At 49.3% G+C, this 19836-nt stretch carries 13 protein-coding genes; 3 read left to right on the forward strand and 10 right to left on the reverse strand.

Going from position 1 to position 19836, the window contains the following annotated elements; all coding sequences use genetic code 11:
- Positions 1-80: 80 nt before the first annotated feature.
- Both OM416_RS12605 and garR read right to left on the reverse strand, forming a co-directional pair.
- Complete coding sequence (locus OM416_RS12605; protein WP_264929738.1) at positions 81-1505, reverse strand: four-carbon acid sugar kinase family protein; 1425 nt, start codon at positions 1503-1505, stop codon at positions 81-83.
- A 55-nt stretch (positions 1506-1560) separates the two neighbouring features.
- Positions 1561-2457, reverse strand: a complete 897-nt coding sequence (gene garR, locus OM416_RS12610) for a 2-hydroxy-3-oxopropionate reductase (protein WP_076318389.1) — start codon at positions 2455-2457, stop codon at positions 1561-1563.
- Positions 2458-2657: 200 nt separating this feature from the next.
- Here garR and OM416_RS12615 point away from each other — a divergent pair, with 200 nt between their 5' ends.
- The gene (locus tag OM416_RS12615; RefSeq protein WP_264929742.1) at positions 2658-3278 is read left to right on the forward strand and encodes a GntR family transcriptional regulator; all 621 of its coding nucleotides are present in this window, start codon (positions 2658-2660) and stop codon (positions 3276-3278) included.
- Between the two features lie 173 nt (positions 3279-3451).
- A complete protein-coding gene (locus OM416_RS12620) occupies positions 3452-4615 on the forward strand; it encodes an oxalate decarboxylase family bicupin (RefSeq protein ID WP_264929744.1) in 1164 nt (387 codons plus the stop codon).
- A 124-nt stretch (positions 4616-4739) separates the two neighbouring features.
- Here the strand turns inward: OM416_RS12620 and OM416_RS12625 are convergent, their stop codons facing one another.
- The 4 genes from OM416_RS12625 to OM416_RS12640 all read right to left on the reverse strand — a co-directional run bounded on the left by OM416_RS12625 (position 4740) and on the right by OM416_RS12640 (position 9409).
- Positions 4740-5528, reverse strand: a complete 789-nt coding sequence (locus OM416_RS12625; RefSeq protein ID WP_264929746.1) for a class I SAM-dependent methyltransferase — start codon at positions 5526-5528, stop codon at positions 4740-4742.
- Positions 5529-5689: 161 nt separating this feature from the next.
- Entirely contained in the window at positions 5690-7657 is a 1968-nt protein-coding gene (locus OM416_RS12630) for a PTS fructose transporter subunit IIABC (RefSeq protein WP_264929749.1), read from the reverse strand.
- A 91-nt stretch (positions 7658-7748) separates the two neighbouring features.
- Complete coding sequence (gene pfkB, locus OM416_RS12635) at positions 7749-8660, reverse strand: 1-phosphofructokinase (protein ID WP_264930721.1); 912 nt, start codon at positions 8658-8660, stop codon at positions 7749-7751.
- Between the two features lie 2 nt (positions 8661-8662).
- Positions 8663-9409 carry a DeoR/GlpR family DNA-binding transcription regulator gene (locus tag OM416_RS12640; RefSeq protein WP_017689448.1) on the reverse strand — a complete coding sequence of 249 codons (747 nt, stop codon included), beginning with the start codon at positions 9407-9409 and terminating at the stop codon, positions 8663-8665.
- A gap of 189 nt (positions 9410-9598) precedes the next feature.
- Between OM416_RS12640 and OM416_RS12645 the strand changes: the two genes are divergently transcribed.
- On the forward strand, positions 9599-10282 hold the full coding sequence (locus tag OM416_RS12645) for a G1 family glutamic endopeptidase (RefSeq protein WP_264929753.1): 684 nt from the start codon (positions 9599-9601) through the stop codon (positions 10280-10282).
- Positions 10283-10429: 147 nt separating this feature from the next.
- Here the strand turns inward: OM416_RS12645 and OM416_RS12650 are convergent, their stop codons facing one another.
- From OM416_RS12650 to OM416_RS12665, 4 genes are all read right to left on the reverse strand, one after another.
- Positions 10430-10915: a hypothetical protein gene (locus OM416_RS12650; RefSeq protein ID WP_264929755.1), complete on the reverse strand. Its 486-nt coding sequence runs from the start codon at positions 10913-10915 to the stop codon at positions 10430-10432.
- 139 nt (positions 10916-11054) lie between these two features.
- Positions 11055-12482 (reverse strand): NAD(P)-binding domain-containing protein, encoded by a 1428-nt coding sequence (locus OM416_RS12655; RefSeq protein WP_264929757.1) that lies wholly within the window; start codon positions 12480-12482, stop codon positions 11055-11057.
- Between the two features lie 335 nt (positions 12483-12817).
- Entirely contained in the window at positions 12818-13057 is a 240-nt protein-coding gene (locus tag OM416_RS12660) for a DUF896 domain-containing protein (protein WP_036670038.1), read from the reverse strand.
- A gap of 111 nt (positions 13058-13168) precedes the next feature.
- Positions 13169-19519, reverse strand: coding sequence for a beta strand repeat-containing protein (locus tag OM416_RS12665; protein WP_264929762.1), 6351 nt, complete (start codon positions 19517-19519; stop codon positions 13169-13171).
- Between the last annotated feature and the right edge of the window lie 317 nt (positions 19520-19836).

The following is a 19836-nucleotide window of genomic DNA, read 5'->3' on the forward strand; positions in this document are numbered from 1 at the left end:
CCCCAAGTTGTTATGTTGTGTCAGCACGCAGTATTACACTGGCCCAAACGACCTGAACACTGCGCGCCTTCGTATTAAGCTTAAGCTTCGATCTTCTCTACCGTTTCCAACAGCGCACGTTCCCCGCCAACATTCCCTGGAAACACGATATATGGGATACCACTGAATTTGGCTTCTTCCCCTGTCAACCATACCGGAATACCCGCAGCCACTTGACCGAGCACCCTTGCTTTGCGTATGGCTAAACCTTTCGTTGCCACATCACTGGATGTAATGCCGCCTTTGGCAATAATGAACTTTGGTACGACTTCAAGGGATTGCACAATCTCGACCAAAGCTGACGATACCGTCTGGCTGATCTTGAAATTACCCTCATGTCCTTCGACTGTGATGAGCTTACGGCTGCTGTATACAACAACATTATTCCCCTCCGCAAGTTGCCTATTAGCTTCACCAATCACACGTCGAATCTCGTCGGTATATCCATCTGGCGTTAATACACGTTCCACATCGATCTCCAGACTTATGATGCCCGGAAACGTAAGCAGTTGTTCCAGTTGACGAGTCGTCTTCTGCACATAGGAACCAACAACAACGATACCACCATGTTGTTCCTGTCCGCTTGCGATCAGCCGTTCTTTTGGCAAAAATGCCTGATCCGAGATACCCGCATACGATTTGACAAAGGAGGCCGCCGTCCGGAAAATAAAAGCTTTCCCCTCATCCTCTGCTTGCAGCAAAGCCAGAGAAAGTACATCCATGTCTGCATAAGATAGCGCATTCACGATAATCGGTACATTGCTTTCGGCTTTTAGCAAAATCGCTTTGACTACATCGACTCCTTGACGGATTTCCTCCAGTGAAATGGTAAGACAGCGACTAGCCTTAATACGGCCTGAAGTCTTCTCCTCGACCCACGATGGCAGATCTCCATGCTCATACCCGAATACTTTATCCTTGGCAAATTCCGTCTCATGAACTGGAATCAACTGTTCGCCCTCAACCATATAATGCGTGTTGCCTACCGTAACCCGTCCTGCCTCGAAAAAGGCCGGAATGATCAGTTGTCCGTCATATGCACGTCCGCTGACACGCGCCACTTCTTCGGCTAGCACATCCGTCTCCAGCGGATAATAACCACGTAGCATGGAGTCACTACGACTCACAAAGGTGAAACTCGTTCCTTCTTCTGCTGCAACCTCTTGCACATTGCGGGCAATCTCCCGATTAATACGTTCCGCTGTATCTGCATCCAGCCCTCGTGTATTGGTCAGAATATAGAATAACGATTCAGAGGATCGAAACGCCTCCTGCAACAGTGGCTTGTCCCACTGCGTCAACACATCAATATCATGAACCGTCTGAACACCGGTTGGATCATCATCCAACACGATAATTTTGCGAGCCCTCGCATCCTGCAATTGTTTAATCTGTCCTCGCAATCCTTCAGAAGAGTTTTCCGTCCGAAGAGCTGCGGGGATATCCGATAACGTCTGATAGGTCATGTCTCTCCACCTCATATCTATATCTATTCAAAATCTTTTTTCTTTTTTAAATTTTTTATTGAACCCGATTCACTTCTACACCTGCGAGTTTCTCAAAATATTGAACGATTCCGCCATGGTCATCTGCGGCTTTCCCATCAATCTTCAGTGCATGGAAGATCTCCAGCAACTGACTGCTGAGCGGTAATGGAACTCCGATATCATGCGCCGTTTCCATCACATTGGTCATGTCTTTGAGGTTAATATCAATGCGTCCGCCAGCGACAAAGTTACGATCCAGAATAAGTGGAACCTTCGCATCCAGTACCGCACTTCCAGCGAGCCCGCTGCGGATCGCCTGATACATCTTCTCTACATCAATGCCAGCCTTGGCTGCAAATACAAGCGCTTCGGACATGGCGGCAATATTCAGGTTCACGATAATCTGATTCGCCAGCTTGGCTGTTGCACCTGAACCATTATCCCCCACTCGCGTTACATCCTGTCCGACCACTTGCAGAACCTCTTTCACAGATTCAAAAATCATTTCATTGCCGCCCACCATGATGGCGAGTGTACCATCTATAGCTTTGGGTTCCCCACCACTTACGGGCGCATCCAACATATGCAAGCCTGATTTGGATACAAGCTGAGCCAGCTCTTTGGAAACGACCGGTGAGATCGAGCTCATATCGATAATAATACTCCCCGTATTGGCTCCTGCCAGCACACCTTGTTCGCCCGTTATAACGGTGCGGACATGTTCTGAATTGGGCAGCATCGTGAAGATGACATCACTATGTTCAGCTACCTCTTTCGGAGATGCTGCGCCTCGCGCTCCCGCATCAGCCAATGACATCACAGCCGTTTGATTAATATCGTATACGCTTACATCATATCCCGCCCGGATCAGGTTCAATGACATAGGACGTCCCATAATACCGAGTCCAATAAATCCAATTCGTTTCTTCATCTTGCAATCCCTCCAGCCTAAATTCTTCGCTTTCCATTCTTGTAATCGCTATCATTGCTGTTCACATTCGTTATTGTACACAACATTTTAATTTTTGTATACAATTTTATTATTTATGTATCCAAATATTTAAATTCGGTTTTTTATCTGGTTGTTTATTGGCTTCATTTTCGCTAAAGTAAAGATAGAGGTGAAATACAATGCAACCAAGTACGGACAAGTCCCGTCCAGCCTATCAGCAAGCTTATGAAGTGCTGCGGGACATGATTTTACAAGGCACCCTTTCTCCGGGAACCAAACTTGTGGAAGAAAAGCTGGCGACCGATCTGAATGTCAGCCGGACCCCGATCCGAGAATCCATCCGCCGCCTGGAACAGGAAGGATTAGTCGTGAACAAACGGGTCGTCAAGCTAACCGAGACGGATCTGAGAAATACGTTTGAATTACGGAAGTTACTGGAGGGACATGCGGCTCAATCTGCTGCTGCCTTCTTATCCGCTCAGGAAGTGGCGGCTCTTGAGCATTGCGTGCAAGTGGGACATACCGGAAGCAAAGAAGAGATTATGGAAGCCAATAAAGCGTTTCACGAAATCATCATGCGGGCGAGTAATAATGCATTGATGATTGATCTGTTCGATAAAATGCAATCCGTCATTTATTTATTCCGTCAGACGGTTGTATATTATCAGCGCCCCTTCCTCATTGAAGAGCATCATCAGATTTGTGAAGCGATCAAGGCACATGACGGCCCAACTGCTGAACGATTGATGAAGGAGCACCTTCAATCGGACTTGGAATTCTGCCTTCATCTGATTCGATAACCGGATTCGTGGATTGTTCGACCTTCTCACATACGTATAAAGACGTGACCGTTTGCGGTCACGTCTTTTTTTGTCGTTTGTCCTTCATATTATCCAGGCCCTGATTCATAGGTGTAAACATAACGAGACAATGTCGTGTGCAACATGCTACTGAAACTGGAGGGATTCACTCAATGAGCAAAGGACAGCAACCAAACGAAAAACCATTCATCATCCCGCAACCCATTCGCAGTGATGGCGCTGGAGGACCTGATCTGGGACCCAGAGACGTCATGAGAGATATACAAAACCCCGATATGCTGGTACCTCCAGCTACCGATAACGGGTTATTGCCCAATCTGAGAATGTCTTTTTCCGATACCCATATGCAATTGAACCATGGCGGGTGGTCACGTGAAATCACCGTGCGGGATCTCCCTGTTGCTACTACACTGGCTGGTGTGAACATGAGTCTGACACCCGGTGGTGTACGGGAGCTGCACTGGCATCAGCAATCCGAATGGGCCTATATGATCTGGGGAACGGCAAGAATCACCTCGGTAGATCAGAACGGACGTAATTTTATTGCCGATGTGGGTCCTGGCGATCTCTGGTTTTTCCCCAAAGGTCTGCCCCATTCCATTCAGGGACTGGAGGATGGTTGTGAATTTCTGCTCGTGTTTGATGACGGGTCCTTCTCCGATCTGAATACGTTATCCATATCCGATTGGTTTGCCCATACACCACCCGAGGTATTGTCTGTCAATTTCGGCGTGCCCGAATCCGCTTTTCAGTCAATGCCGAAGGAACAGGTGTACATTTTCCAAGATACCGTTCCGGGTTCCATCGAGAGCCAGGAAGTTCAGTCTCCATACGGCACCGTTCCTCTCACTTTCAAACACCGATTGTTAGCCCAGGAACCGCTCATCACACCCGGCGGAAGCGTGCGGATCGTGGACTCCACTAACTTCCCCATCTCAACTACCGTTGCAGCCGCACTCGTTGAGATCCGACCTGGCGCCATGCGCGAACTGCACTGGCATCCCAATGCGGATGAATGGCAATACTATCTGACAGGACAAGGAAGAATGACCGTCTTCGGAGGCAATGGTATTGCTCGTACCTTTGATTATCGGGCTGGAGATGTAGGATATGTTCCCGTGGCAATGGGACACTATATACAGAATAACGGTACAGATACCTTATGGTTTTTGGAGATATTTCGGAGTGATCGCTTTGAGGATGTGTCACTGAATCAGTGGATGGCGTTAACCCCGCGGGATCTGGTCCGTGACAATCTGAATGCACCGCCTGAGCTGCTCGATGCCTTGCGTAAAGTAAAATGGCCTGTCGTTTAATTTAGTATGTAGAAAATAAAACAAGCAGATCTACCTATCCAAGGTACTCTGCCTGTTTTATTTTTTCGGTGTACAACCTTTTACTAATGTATAACTGCTTTGCTAAATAGTTTGTCTTGCCTTATCAGATATGCGTAGGTTTAATCGCCTGAATATACACACTTTCTCCTTGAAAGCTGACAAGCTTCCCGTGTTCTGTCACTTCGAAGTTGAAAAATTTTTGGATGATGGAAGGTGCACTCAGCATGCTTGCTTCAAGTTCCTCCCTCTCCTTCTCGGGCAGTGCTGCACGGTTACACCACTCTTCAAACTTAAAGCGTTTCTGGAAGGAAAGCATCGTTTCCGTTCGGAATCCGGCATACTCCAGCATATGAATCCATTCCGTCTTGCGCCATGCCCGAACATGGCTTGCATCTCGGCACTTCTCCACTTCATTGTAAAACTGGTCATTCTCATCACGTTCAGGGGCCACGTTGTCAATCAACAACAACCTTCCGCCAGGCTTTATGACGCGTAGTGCCTCAGAGACAAAAGAAGATACATCCGGAAAATGATGAGCAGCGATTCGGCAAGTGACAAGGTCAAAGGAATCATCATCGAAAGGGATTTTCTCTGCATCTCCGGCCACAAAATCTACATTACGGTGTCCATTCCCCTGGATAAATTGTTCAGCCACCTGTAGCATTTCCTCCGTTAAATCAAGAGCGGTTACCCGCTGAACAAGTGGAGCCAGAGCGTTGGCGACATGCCCTCCCCCAGTGGCGACATCAAGCACATTCATATCTGGAGTGGCTTGAGATGAAGCCACGAGCAACGCGAGATCCTCACCTTTGGCATGCCCCGAACTCGTCACGTATTTCCCTGCATTTTTCGCAAACTGCTTCTGCACCTGACTTTTGATTACATCAGACATTCCAATCCCTCCGCACTAGTTTCATCAGACGAAACTATGTTTCATAATATAATTTTATTTTACCACGTATTAATATAAAAGTTAAATAAGCATTTTACACAAGCCGAAATAAAAAAACATCCCCCAAGTGAAATTCACCCAGGAGATGATTCTTATATTTGTTACTTCACGAGCGTTGGTGATTTCTTCCACAAGCCCAGAATCAGACCGGAGATTACAGCACCAATCGCAACAGCGAGCAGGAACAACAGTGCGTGGTTCGCCAGTGCTGCAACGAAGATCCCGCCGTGCGGAGCTGGTACATTAATGCTCCACAGTTGTGTCAGTCCGCCAGCAACAGCGGAACCCAGAATACAAGAAGTCAATACACGCAATGGATCAGCGGCAGCAAATGGAATTGCACCTTCAGTAATGAAAGAGAATCCAAGTACATAGTTAGTCAAACCTGATTTGCGTTCTTGCTCTGTAAATTTGGATTTGAAGAACGTGGTTGCAAGAGCAATCGCCAGAGGAGGCACCATACCGCCTGCCATAACTGCTGCCATCCATGCACCGTCTGTGTTACCACTGGATGTGAATACGCCAATGGCGAATGTGTAAGCCGCTTTGTTGAACGGTCCACCCATATCGATGGACATCATACCGCCAAGCAGCAAGCCCAGCAATACCGCATTACCTGTACCCAGATTACCAAGTGCATCTACAAGCCATGTGTTCAGTAAACCAAAGATTGGATCAAAGACATAGAAACTGATTGCACCCACGATCAGCAAGCCGAATACCGGATACAGCAAGATTGGTTTCAAACCATCAATCGCTTTTGGCAAACCTTTGAACAGCTTACGGAGCCCAATGACTACATAACCCGCCAGGAAACCGGCAGCCAAACCACCAAGGAAACCGGCGTTAGAGTTAACCGCCATCAATCCACCAACCATACCAGGCATCAGGGCCGGGCGATCACCAATACTCATCGCGATAAATCCGGCAAGTACCGGAATCAGGAAGTGGAATGCACCTGTTCCGCCACCAATTGTTTGAAGCAACTGCACAATCGGATTTTCAGGACTGGCAATCTGTTCGAACAAGAAGGAGATTGCAAGCAGGATACCGCCACCTACAACGAAAGGCAGCATGTGCGAGATACCATTCATCAGATCTTTATAGATTTTGCTACCTACACTGATCTTGCCAGCACTTGCGCCCTCTTCCTTGGCATTTCCACCTTGACTGCGATAGATCGGTGCATCGCCGTTAACAGCTTTGCGAATCAACTCTTCGGATTTGCGAATTCCATCGCTCACCGGTCTTTGTAATACCGGTTTGCCATCGAAACGTGCCATCTCCACATTTTTGTCTGCGGCAACGATAACCCCTTTGGCGCGGGCAATCTCGTCAGCAGTGAGCACATTCTGTGCACCCTCAGAGCCATTTGTCTCTACGCGAATATTAATGCCCATTTCCTGAGCTTTCTTTTTAAGTGCATCTTCAGCCATAAACGTATGCGCTATACCTGTTGGACAGGCTGTAACCGCAACAACAAAATCTTCCGAATTTGCATTTCCTACAATCACACCAGAAGTATTTTGTTGCTGACCAGTAGTAGAAGCGGATGCGGCATTCGCTGCTTTTTCAGCTTTTGCTTTCTCTTTGGCTGCTTCTTTCTCTGCTGCTTCCGCCTGTTTGGCATCAAACAATGCACTTACTTCCGCAGGTGTATCTGTACTCATCAATTGTGAGATGAAATCGCTATCAATCAACAACCTGGAGAGAGCTGCAAGCGTACGCAGATGAGTATTACCTGCGCCTTCTGGTGCCGCAATCATGAAGAACACATGAGCTGGCTGATCATCCAACGCTTCAAAATCAAGTCCTTTTCTACTCTTGGCAAATACAACCGTTGGTTCGTTCACCGCTGTTGTTTTGGCATGTGGCATCGCAATTCCGCCACCAATCCCCGTGCTGGATTCAGCTTCTCTTTTATAGATCATTTCCTTGAACAGAACAGGATCATTAATACGTCCGCTTCGGTTCAGGCTTGCAATTAGTTCATCAATAGCCTCAGCTTTGGTTGTAGCTTGCAGGTCCATGATCATTGTTTCCTGGATCATCAAGTCTGTTATTCTCATCTTGGTACACTCCCTTAGGTTCTATCGGCCTGCGATGTGCAGGCCTCACTACATTACAATTACAATGAAAACCTTTTATATGACCGTTAGACTAGATCGTCGTAATGGTTACTTGATTGCGTAGTTCATCAATCAATTCACGTGTTGCCAGATCATCCGAGAACGCAGTTGCGCTTCCAGATGCTACCCCTGTGCGGAAAGCCTCCAGCAGATCTCCGCTCTGTACATAGGTACCAACGAATCCGCCAATCATGGAGTCTCCAGCACCAACCGAGTTTTTCACAGTACCTTTTGGCACACTCGCATGATGAACTTCCGCTTTGGTAATGAACAGTGCACCTTCGCCTGCCATGGAGATCAACACATGTTTGGCACCGGCTTCAAGCAACTTACGCCCGTATAACACCAGTTCCTCACGAGTCTCAATGGTTACACCGAACAGTTCAGCCAGTTCATGATGATTCGGCTTCACCAGCAATGGTTCATGTACAAGAGCTTCCATTAGTGCAGGTCCAGTTGTGTCAATTACGAATTCGGCACCCGTTTGCTTGCACACTTTAATGAGACGATCATAGAAGTCCGTTCCAAGTGAAGGTGGCACGCTTCCGGAGAGAATGACAATATCTCCTTTTTGCAATGAAGACAATTTGTGTAGCAACTGCGCTGCCTCTTCTGCACTGATTGCAGGTCCAAGACCATTAATCTCTGTCTCTTCTCCATGCTTCAGCTTAATGTTAATGCGAGTATCATCTGCAATCGTGACAAAATCTGTCCGGATGTTATCTTCTTGCAACTTGTCATTAATGAAACGTCCCGTGAATCCACCAAGGAAACCAATGGCTGTGTTATCTGCTCCAAGTTGATTCAGTATGCGAGAAACATTAATGCCTTTGCCGCCCGGGAGCTTCAAATCCCGATTCATTCGATTCAATCCGCCAAGCTTCAGCTCATCCACTTCCACGATGTAATCAATGGATGGATTTAGTGTTATCGTATATATCATCATTATCCCTCAATTATTTTAGTTTTCTGGGCGATTCCAGGCCGCCAGTGTTCTGGCATCTGCTCGGTAATCAAATCGGCCTCCTCCAAATCAAACAATTTGGCAAAAGTAATTTCCCCTATTTTGCTGGAATCAGCCAGCACATAAGATTTTCCCGACAATTGATGTGCACGCCTTTTAATCAAGGCTTCCTCCGGATCAGGTGTTGTATACCCCATTTCGGGATCCACTCCATTGCTCCCAAGAAAACATTTATCAAAACGGAAGTTATCCATGTTCTGTAATGCAATACTGCCGATGACTGCTTTCGTATGAATTTTCATCATACCGCCGAGCAAGTAACTACGAATACGTTTGCTCACCAATGCCTCAACATGTGAAAGTCCGTTGGTAACCACCGTTACGTCCTTTGCTTCAATAAAAGGAATCATGGCTAACGTTGTCGTTCCTGCATCCAAATAGATGCATTCGCCATTTTCAATCTCCTGTGCAGCCAAACGGGCAATCGTCGTTTTTTGTTGAATGTTTTTGAACGTTTTTTCTTCCATTCCCGGTTCCAGCGTTTTTTCATTCACCAGTGCGGCACCGCCGTGGATGCGTTTGAGCATCTGACGACTCTCCAGATCAATCAAATCACGTCTAATCGTTGATTCAGAAGCACCTAGCACATCAACAAGCTCTTGCAATTTCACAATTCCCTGTAAATGTAAGCGCTCTATAATTGCAGCATATCGTTCTTCAGTCAGCATCTTCATTCCTCCAACTGCTTCTATAGTATCATAAACTCCTCAAAAAACAACCACTTTCATTCAAAATAATTTAAAAACCTTCAAAAACCCGCATCTTTCGACTTATTTTCTTGTCCAATTGTCCCTTCCCCTGACTCCTGAACATGCATCTGATAATCTAGTCCCTATTTTATCGAAGGTGGTGACCTGATGACAGATCGTCCACACAAACGGCGAAAACCCTGTGCCCTGCATCAGAAAAAGAAAGACTCCTCTCCTCGCTTTGGATGGATCTCCTCCAACTGGAGTGGCTATGCTCGCACAGGAACACAGCATCAATACCGCCGCATTTCAGCGGAATGGACTGTACCCTATGTTCTACCTGGCACACGTAACTCATATTCATCGGCATGGATTGGAATTGATGGCTTCGAGAACAGCAGTCTCATTCAGACCGGAACAGGTCACGACTGGATTCAAGGCAAGCCCAGCTATTATGCCTGGTGGGAGATCCTACCTGACGCGGAAACCATCATTCCACATCCCGTTTCCCCTGGTCATCGCATTCGGGCAGTCATCTCCAAGTTAACGCGCAAAACCTGGTGCATCACTCTTTCTAATCTAACCCTAGGCTGGACCTTCCGCACCATTCAGTATTATTCGGGTCCGCAGTCCTCTGCGGAGTGGATTGTTGAAGCACCCACTGTAGGAAGCTCCATCGCCTCCATGGCACGGCTTACCCCCGTAACCTTTAACATGTGCCGCCTGAACGGGCAGTCTCCTGCTTTTCGTACCTCTCAAAAAGGAATCATGATTCAAGGACGAAGTATCGTCTCAATCCCTGGCACCCCTAATCGGTGCAAAGATGGATTTACGGTTCGTCGCAACACTTGAGTATTTAACGATCGAACGAAGTTACTTACTTCATGTTCTTAAAGTTGGTATTCTGTTCCCTTCGTATCTCCATTAAAAATCCTGCAGCCTCCAGCGCTTGATGCGCGGCGTTGCAGGATTTTGCTGTTCATTGAAGCTTCATGGCGTTTATGACTCTACAACCATTGCATCCGGTTTGGGTTTAAGCCATTTCCCATCCTTATTAATAAAAGCTCCCTTGAAGCGGCCCATCTCCAATTGTTCAATCAGCCTTTCCTCGTCCATAACCAGAATCTCAGCTAACTGCCCCGAGGTGTAATAATGAGCGGGATTGTAGTCGAGCAGCACAGGAACAGACGTATCATATAGTTCTTTGATCAGATTCTCAAAAGAATGCCGACCCAGGTTCTCCATGTCTCTATAAAACTGCAAATGTTGGGACACCATATTACGGAAAGATTTATTCTCCAGATGCATCCACAACGTATTGCAGGCCTGAACACTCATATGATTTTGTTCCACATCAAAATATTGCACTTCTTCAATCTTCATGTATTTCTCTTGAAATGCAACGATCTTAATCAAAGGTACATTTCGTTTACGCGACGCTTTCTTCAAATGGGCTCTAAATTGTTCATAGTTCATTTCATTCATCTATTATCCCTGCCTTTAACATGTTCCAACCGACATTTTACAACAAATTAAAGGCAAGTGTAACCTTCATCATGTGAAAAACAAAAAAAACGTGCAGCATCAGATGCCACACGTTCACAATCTTATGGAGTGCATGTACTCAGCCAAGGGCACCACTTTTCACCCAAGTAGCCGTAAATTCCTGTTCTTCGTACGCGTAGAATTGTTGCAAAATAACCTCCCGATTATCGAGAAACAATTGATCCGCTATGGCAGTGACCAGTTTGGGCACCGCACTCTTGGTCCCAGATATGGCCGACGCCGACAGACCGCAGCTGGCAAGTGCAGAGTAGTTAAATACAAACAGTCCGTGCAACGGTTCCTCACCCTGCTCACTTCTGCTGGTCATCGCAAACCCGGAACTCAGATACGGATGTGCATCCAGCAATGCATTGCGATGCTCTGGCGGAGCCTGATAACAGTCCTCCCAGCGCGCGATATATGGCTCCACGAGCCTCAATTCAGGGCGGAGTGCCGGATCACTGAGAAGCCCTGTGCTAATAATCAGAAAATCAAACGTATATGCTCCCTGTGCCGTATGCACGATTGCGCCTTGGTCCGTCGCTTCTACACTCAGCCAAGGCGAGTTCAGATGCAGCTCGAATCCAGGCCAGGCTGCCGCACGATTAAACGTATCGTTGGTTGGCGGTTGATTGAATTTGAAGAAATGAGAGATCACTTCATATTTATCAGCAACCGGAAGAGCGTGGTATCGCTCGATCATACCAGATTGTTCCATCTGACGGATAGGATTAACACTAGGCAGCTGTTCCCGGCGTACAAACACATGAGCTTCCGCCACACCCGTGGCAAGCGCATAGCTCGCATTATCAAAAGCAGAAGCGCCGCCGCCAAGCACTGCAACCCTTTTACCTTTTAACCGTTCAAAATCAATCGCTTCAGACGTATGGGCATACAGCTCCCGAGGTAATCTATCAGCAATCATGGAGGGTACATGCCATTCTCCGCCCCCTTGTATTCCGGTAGCAAACACTACTTTACGAGCAAGTATGACATCCATCTGAGTTCCTGCCTTGTTCACATGAAGTCGATGTATACCGTCCTCTATTGGCTCAACCAGTGTCAATTTCACCTCATTAAGCACAGGCAGATTCAATACTTCCCGATACCAGCGCAAATAATTCATCCAGTCTCCACGCGGGATTTTGTCTATCTCTTCCCAGCCTTCGGGTCCAACCTGTGCTTCCCACCATGAGCGAAAGGTTAACGAGGGAATACCCAGATCGATGGAAGTCAGATGCTTGGGTGTACGCAAAGTAACCATACGCGCATATGTCTCCCAAGGCCCTTCAAGCCCCGATGCATTCTCGTCAATGACGATAATATTGGAGATCCGTTCACGAAGAAGTCCAAATGCCGCCCCTAATCCACTCTGGCCTCCACCCACAATGACGACATCATAGACATGACCATCCGCATGTTCTCTTGGACGTACCCAGTTCGCGCCACCAAAAGACAAATAATCCAGATCATTTTTCACACGTTCATTCAAAGCTTCCAGGCTCATGATTCATCAACCCTTTCGAGATACATATATGAACTATTTTTTCTTTGATTATTTGTGATGTGAGTTTGTTGTCAGTTATATTGAGGGGATTATGATTTCACCTTGTATTCCTGAAATATATTAGCGTTATTATATGAGTTATCGGGGATATTTTGAAGTTCGCGGCAGCTTTATTGTCATCAAAACTAAAAATAACTGACATGCTTGTTAATCTGCACGAACCTAACTGGACGGTACCTTCACTCTCTTGTTCGCTTCCTTCTAGACGGGTGCTTTTGCAAAAAATAAAAAAGACAGACCAAGATGTAACCTTGGTCTGTCTTATTAAAGGAATGCTATTGGCCGGCTTGTTCACGGCGCTGCAATTTTTCATTGGTTAATTTCTCAGGGGTCACGTCATGACCCAGTGGGTCCACCACGGATACTGCCAGCATGGTTGTCAGTACCTGACCTCGAATAGCCTGCAAATATTGTTTTCTAAGCTCGTGCTGCTCGCTTTGTTCTGCTTTTGTCAAACCAACGCTACTGCGTTGCTTTCGACTTAATTCGTTAATGCGTCCCAAAATAGGAATCATGAAATCCACCTCACTTGTTAGTCCACTTTCCAAAAGATATTTCGAATATCTTCAAACTAACTTATTACAATTTTACGAATTTGTCCATAGGCTCCAACCGTTGCGAAGTTTTTAGGTGATCTCATGCACAGACCACACAATGCCATTCGTAGCACCACTGCCCAGATTCAACGTAATCGTCAGCCCGTTTGCAGCATAGAACAGTCCAATCACATCTCCCGCATTCAATGCCACTTCTACCGCCAAAGTAACTGCACCGCTTCCCAGCACTGCCCGCAGTGTCAGTAGTGTAACGGCTACATTCAGTACGGGCAATAAACCACTAACCAGTGTTGTAACCGTAGGTGATGTCCTCTGGACAAGAAAGGCAGGGTTTACTCCAGCACCTAGTGATAGGGCAATCGCTGCGGTCGTTGCATAATTTATCGTCGCCACAATGGAATATCTTCCTGTCACTGGTACGGTATAATTTCCTGTCGTTGCGTTGAAGTTGGCATTACCATAATAAGGACTCGTTGTTGTCCAGTTCGTCAACTGTGCGCTCGTTGCTGTCGAAAGTGTAGCCAGGAAGGCCGAGAACCCTTGTGTTGCAAAGTTGGGCCCGGTTGGGCCCGTGGCTCCAGTCAAACCCGTTTCCCCAGTGGCACCTGTAGTTCCTGTGATTCCTGTCGCTCCTGTGGCTCCCGTAGCTCCGGTTGCACTAGTTACACCGGTTGTGCCAGTAGCTCCTGTAAGTCCGTTAGCACCAGTTGGTCCAGTTGGTCCAGTCGGGCCTGTTGGACCTGTGATTCCGGCTGTCCCTGTTGCACCCGTAAACCCAGTTACCCCAGTGACACCAGTAGAACCAGTCGCACCCGTGATGCCTGCTGTTCCGGTGGTTCCCGTAACTCCTGTTGAACCCGTACTTCCTGTGGCTCCTGTAAGACCAGTCGCTCCTGCAACTCCGGTTGTTCCTGTGGTGCCTGTTGCTCCAGTAAGTCCGTTAGTACCTGTAACTCCTGTTGAACCGGTGCTTCCTGTGGTACCTGCAACTCCAGTTGTTCCCGTGGGGCCAGTTGCACCCGTAGTACCTGTGGCTCCAGTAAGTCCGTTAGTGCCCGTAACTCCAGTTGTTCCTGTGGCTCCTGATACACCTGTGATCCCTGTAGCCCCAGTTGCTCCGGTCGCGCCAGCAATACCCGTGGTGCCGGTAATACCAGTTGAGCCCGTAACCCCAGTTGGGCCAGTCGGACCTGTAATTCCTGAAGTACCAGTACTTCCAGTAGCTCCGGTCACACCCGTAGTACCGGTGACGCCTGTTGCTCCAGTCGTACCCGTTGTACCTGTAGTTCCTGTTGTGCCTGTGGCTCCTGTAGTTCCACTTATACCAGTAATTCCTGTGGTTCCAGTCGCACCGGTCGGTCCCGTTACACCTGTCGTGCCGGTAACTCCTGTTTCACCTGTCTCTCCTGTAATGCCCGTGGTTCCTGTTGCTCCAGTCACACCTGTAATACCCGTAATTCCGGTTATGCCGGTAACTCCCGTAGTACCCGTGACCCCAGTGGCTCCAGTAGCTCCTGTTGTACCGGTAACACCAGTTAAACCAGTCGGGCCGGTTATGCCAGTGGCTCCGGTTGGTCCCGTTACACCTGTCGTACCAGTAGCGCCTGTTACACCCGTCTCTCCTGTAATGCCCGTGGTTCCTGTTGCTCCAGCTAATCCCGTAACACCAGTTGGACCAGTGATTCCTGTTAGACCTGTTTCCCCTGTGATGCCAGTTGTGCCCGTTACGCCAGTAGCTCCGGTTATTCCAGTCACACCTGTGATACCCGTAGTTCCGGTTATGCCGGTTATTCCTGTTTCACCAGTAATACCCGTTGGACCGGTTGCCCCTGTAACACCTGTAAATCCAGTTACCCCAGTAATTCCAGTAGCACCAGTCGTTCCCGTGATGCCGGTAATTCCCGTAGTACCTGTTGTACCCGTGACCCCAGATATACCCGTTTCCCCTGTGACACCAGTTGGTCCCGTTACACCTGTCGTACCGGTAGCGCCTGTTACACCTGTCTCACCAGTTTGGCCAGTTGTGCCGGTGGCGCCTGTAATTCCAGTAGCTCCAGTCACACCCGTAATACCAGTTACGCCGGTCGTGCCGATTATTCCTGTTTCACCAGTAATACCCGTTGGACCGGTTGCCCCTGTAACCCCTGTAAATCCGGTTACGCCAGTAATCCCAGTAGCACCAGTCAGTCCAGTCGCACCTGTGATCCCGGTTAGCCCCGTCTCCCCAGTGAATCCAGTAAGTCCAGTTACTCCCGTAGCTCCAGTAACTCCGGTTGATCCTGTCACACCAGTTTGACCAGTAATTCCAGTAGCACCAATCGGCCCGGTTACGCCAGCTATTCCTGTGGAACCCGTACTCCCCGTTGCTCCTGTAACTCCAGTCATACCTGTGACTCCGGTTATGCCAGTCGCACCAGTGGCTCCGGTTGGTCCTGTCGTGCCGGTAACGCCTGTTACACCCGTCTCTCCTGTAATGCCCGTGGCTCCAGTTAATCCCGTAACACCAGTTGGACCAGTAATTCCTGTTAGACCTGTTTCCCCTGTGATGCCAGTTGTGCCCGTTACACCAGTAGCTCCCGTAGTACCCGTACTTCCCGTTGCTCCAGTCGCGCCGGTTACGCCAGTAACTCCCGTAGTTCCGGTTGCCCCAGTGGCTCCGGTCGTACCTGTTGTACCCGTAACTCCAGTTAAACCAGTCGTGCCGGTTGATCCTGTTACCCCAGTCAGCCCTGACACACCAGTCGTACCTGTGACTCCGGTTATGCCAGTCGCACCAGTTGCTCCAGTAACACCTGTAGTTCCACTTATACCAGTGGTTCCTGTACTTCCTGTAGCTCCAGTGGCACCAGTCGCGCCAGTTACGCCAGTAACTCCCGTAGTTCCCGGTGCTCCAGTAGCCCCGGTGGATCCCGTAACACCAGTCGTACCTGTAACTCCTGTTAGACCTGTTTCCCCTGTAATTCCAGTTGTACCCGTTACGCCAGTAACTCCGGTGGATCCCGTGCTTCCTGTTGCACCCGTAACACCAGTTGGTCCTGCCGTGCCGGTAAATCCTGTAGTACCTGTAACCCCAGTGAATCCAGTTACTCCCGTCTCACCAGTTTGGCCAGTAGTACCGGTGGCGCCTGTTTCACCAGAAATACCCGTTGGGCCGGTTGCCCCTGTAGCACCCGTTGTACCCGTAACGCCAGTTAAACCAGTCGTGCCGGTTGGTCCTGTTGTTCCAGTAATTCCCGCTGCTCCTGTTATACCAGTCGGTCCTGACACACCAGTCGGTCCGGTGATGCCCGTAGTTCCCGTAACACCAGTTGGGCCAGTAATTCCTGTTAGACCCGTTTCCCCTGTGACACCAGTTACGCCAGCAACTCCGGTTGTACCCGTGCTTCCTGTTGCTCCAGTCGTGCCGGTAATCCCTGTTAGACCCATCTGACCAGTGATGCCAGTAGCTCCGGTCGCACCTGTTGTGCCCGTAACGCCAGTTAAACCAGTCGTGCCGGTTGATCCTGTTGTTCCAGTAATTCCCGCTGCTCCTGACACACCAGTCGCCCCGGTTGATCCCGTTACACCTGTCGTACCTGTAATGCCCGTGGTTCCTGTTTCTCCAGTAGAACCAGTTACTCCCGTTACACCAGTTGGACCAGTAATTCCTGTTAGACCCGTCTCACCAGTAACACCAGTGGCGCCAGTTAGTCCAGTCGCACCAGTGACTCCGGTTGTGCCTGTGACCCCGGTGGGTCCCGTTAGACCCGTCGTGCCGGTAACTCCTGTTTCACCAGTACTTCCTGTAGCACCGGTCACGCCTGTGATTCCCGTGGGTCCTGTTACTCCAGTTAATCCTGTAACACCAGTTGGGCCAATAGTTCCTGTTAGACCCGTTTCCCCTGTAACACCAGTTAGGCCAGTGGCGCCAGTCAGTCCGGTAATGCCTGTGGTACCCGTGATACCCGTAACTCCAGTTTGGCCAGTCGTGCCGGTTGGTCCTGTTGCGCCGGTGGGCCCCGTAATGCCGGATGTACCCGTATTTCCCGTCGCTCCTGTAGTTCCAGTTCCTGTAGCACCTGTACTTCCAGTAGCTCCGGTCACACCAGTGATTCCCGTAACGCCAGTTAAACCGGCTGTACCTGTTGGTCCTGTTTCACCAGTAATACCTGTTGTTCCAGTAATTCCCGTAGCACCAGTCACGCCCGTGCCCCCTGTTAGGCCCGTTGCTCCAGTAACTCCCGTGGTGCCCGTTATACCTGTGACTCCTGTGACACCAATAGTTCCTGTGGCTCCGGTCACACCAGTGGTACCCGTAACGCCAGTTAATCCTGTTGCTCCTGTTTCGCCAGTGACTCCGCTTGTGCCGGTTACACCGATGGGTCCCGTTAGACCAGTATTTCCTGTCGCTCCCGTCTCACCAGTTAATCCAGTTGCCCCCGTAGTGCCTGTTATTCCAGAAGTACCCGTGCTTCCTGTAACCCCAGTCTCACCCGTAATACCTGTTAGACCCGTTTCTCCAGTGGCTCCGGTCGCACCAGTAAATCCGGTCGTTCCTGTGCTACCTGTTTCTCCAGTAATACCAGTTAAGCCAGTCGTGCCGGTAACACCAGTTGGTCCTGTGACTCCTGTTAGCCCCGTCTCACCAGTACTTCCAGTAGATCCGGTTACACCCGTGTTACCCGTAACGCCTGTAACTCCGGTACCTGTTTCTCCAGTAGATCCAGTCAAACCTGTCTCACCGGTCGGGCCGGTCGTACCTGTAATTCCAGTTTCGCCTGTAGCGCCGGTCGTTCCCGTCACACCTGTCGTTCCTGTGACCCCTGGTAGCCCCGCATCTCCAGTGGCACCAGTTGCTCCGATTGCACCTGTACTGCCGGTAAACCCAGTAATACCTGTCGTACCGGTTGCTCCAGTTAGACCGATTACCCCTGTAATGCCAGTACTTCCCGTTGATCCAGTACCCCCGGTGGCTCCTGTCACACCAGTCGTACCTGTGATTCCTGTTAGACCCGTCTCCCCTGTAATACCGGTCGCACCTGTAGTACCCGTAACGCCAGTAACTCCCGTGGTTCCAGTTTCTCCAGTTAGACCGGTTCCCCCGGTTACACCTGTGAATCCAGTTATCCCAGTAGTACCAGTCAGTCCGGTGACACCAGTTGTACCGGTCGCACCCGAAGTTCCTGTAAATCCAGTAATACCTGCTGTGCCGGTGCTTCCTGTTTCGCCAGTAATACCAGTCGCGCCTGTATTCCCTGAAGTACCAGTACTTCCAGTAGCTCCCGTCACACCAGTGATACCTGTTACGCCAGTTGCCCCTATCGATCCTGTTTCGCCGGTGGCTCCTGTCACGCCAGTTGTGCCGGTTACGCCGGTGACTCCAGTTGTACCAGTGGGTCCTGTTAACCCTGTAGCACCAGTAATTCCAGTAAATCCAGTCACACCTGTGTTGCCCGTAACGCCAGTAACTCCCGTAGATCCGGTCGCCCCGGTTGGTCCCGTTACACCTGTCGTACCTGTTACGCCTGTTACACCCGTCTCACCAGTGGCGCCAGTTAGTCCAGTCGCACCAGTGACTCCGGTGATACCTGTTTCTCCAGTAGATCCAGTCAAACCTGTCTCACCAGTTGGGCCGGTCGCACCTGTAATCCCCGTTTCCCCAGTGGCACCCGTAATGCCGGTAAATCCAGTAATACCTGTCGTCCCGGTTACTCCAGTCGTTCCTGTTGTACCCGTAATTCCTGTGGTTCCTCTGGTTCCTGTTGCGCCAGTACTTCCCGTTATACCTGTTAATCCAGTCGGACCTGTTAGCCCCGTCTCGCCAGTGACACCAGTTGCTCCTGTTGCTCCCGTGATCCCTGTGAATCCAGTAATACCGGTTATACCAGTCGGTCCTGTTGATCCCGTTGTTCCTGTTTCACCAGTAGTTCCAGTTAGTCCCATCACACCAATACCAGTTGGACCAGTTGCTCCAGTGAATCCGGTGGCCCCAGCTAATCCAGCAACTCCAGTTGAACCTGTAAAGCCAGTTATCCCAGTATTCCCTGTAGTACCGGTCACGCCTGTAACACCAAATCCGGTAATTCCAGTTGCGCCGGTTGTTCCTGTGACTCCAGTCGATCCTGTGCCAGTTGCACCTGTAACTCCTATGCTTCCTGTAGATCCAGTTGCTCCCGCATCACCCGTTGGACCGGTTGGACCTGTAAATCCGGTAGTTCCAGTCACACCTGTGTTGCCCATCAGTCCGGTAACTCCAATGGAACCTGTGACCCCAGTTATTCCGGTGCTGCCCGTGATTCCAGTTGAACCCGTAACACCCGTAACTCCAGTTACTCCAGTCCGTCCTGTTAGACCGGTTAGTCCCCTTTTGCCTAGAGACCCAGGGTCTCCGGTTAACCCGGTAGCTCCAGTAGCTCCCGTTGCCCCGGTGAATCCTCTCATTCCCCGATAACCCCGTGGGCCGCGAAGGAAAGGAATCCTGTGGCTTTTCTTTTTTTTGCACGAACATCTGTTTTTCTTACAAGATTTACTCTTCTTCTTTGGGATAGAGTGCTTTTTTAATTTTTTTGCTTTCCGTTTAACTGTGCTGATTGAGGAAATTTTGCGTTTCTTTTTGGACATACTGCTCACAAGAAAATCCCCCCTCCTTGTACACCACGTCAAATCTCCGCATTTTACAATAGTACACTCTATGCCCGGGACTAGCTTTGTGCGCCCCCTAATCAATATGCCTATGAAACCACCATAGTTAGTGATCA

The sequence above is a fragment of the Paenibacillus sp. LS1 genome (genome assembly GCF_026013365.1).
Taxonomy (GTDB): Bacteria; Bacillota; Bacilli; order Paenibacillales; family Paenibacillaceae; genus Paenibacillus.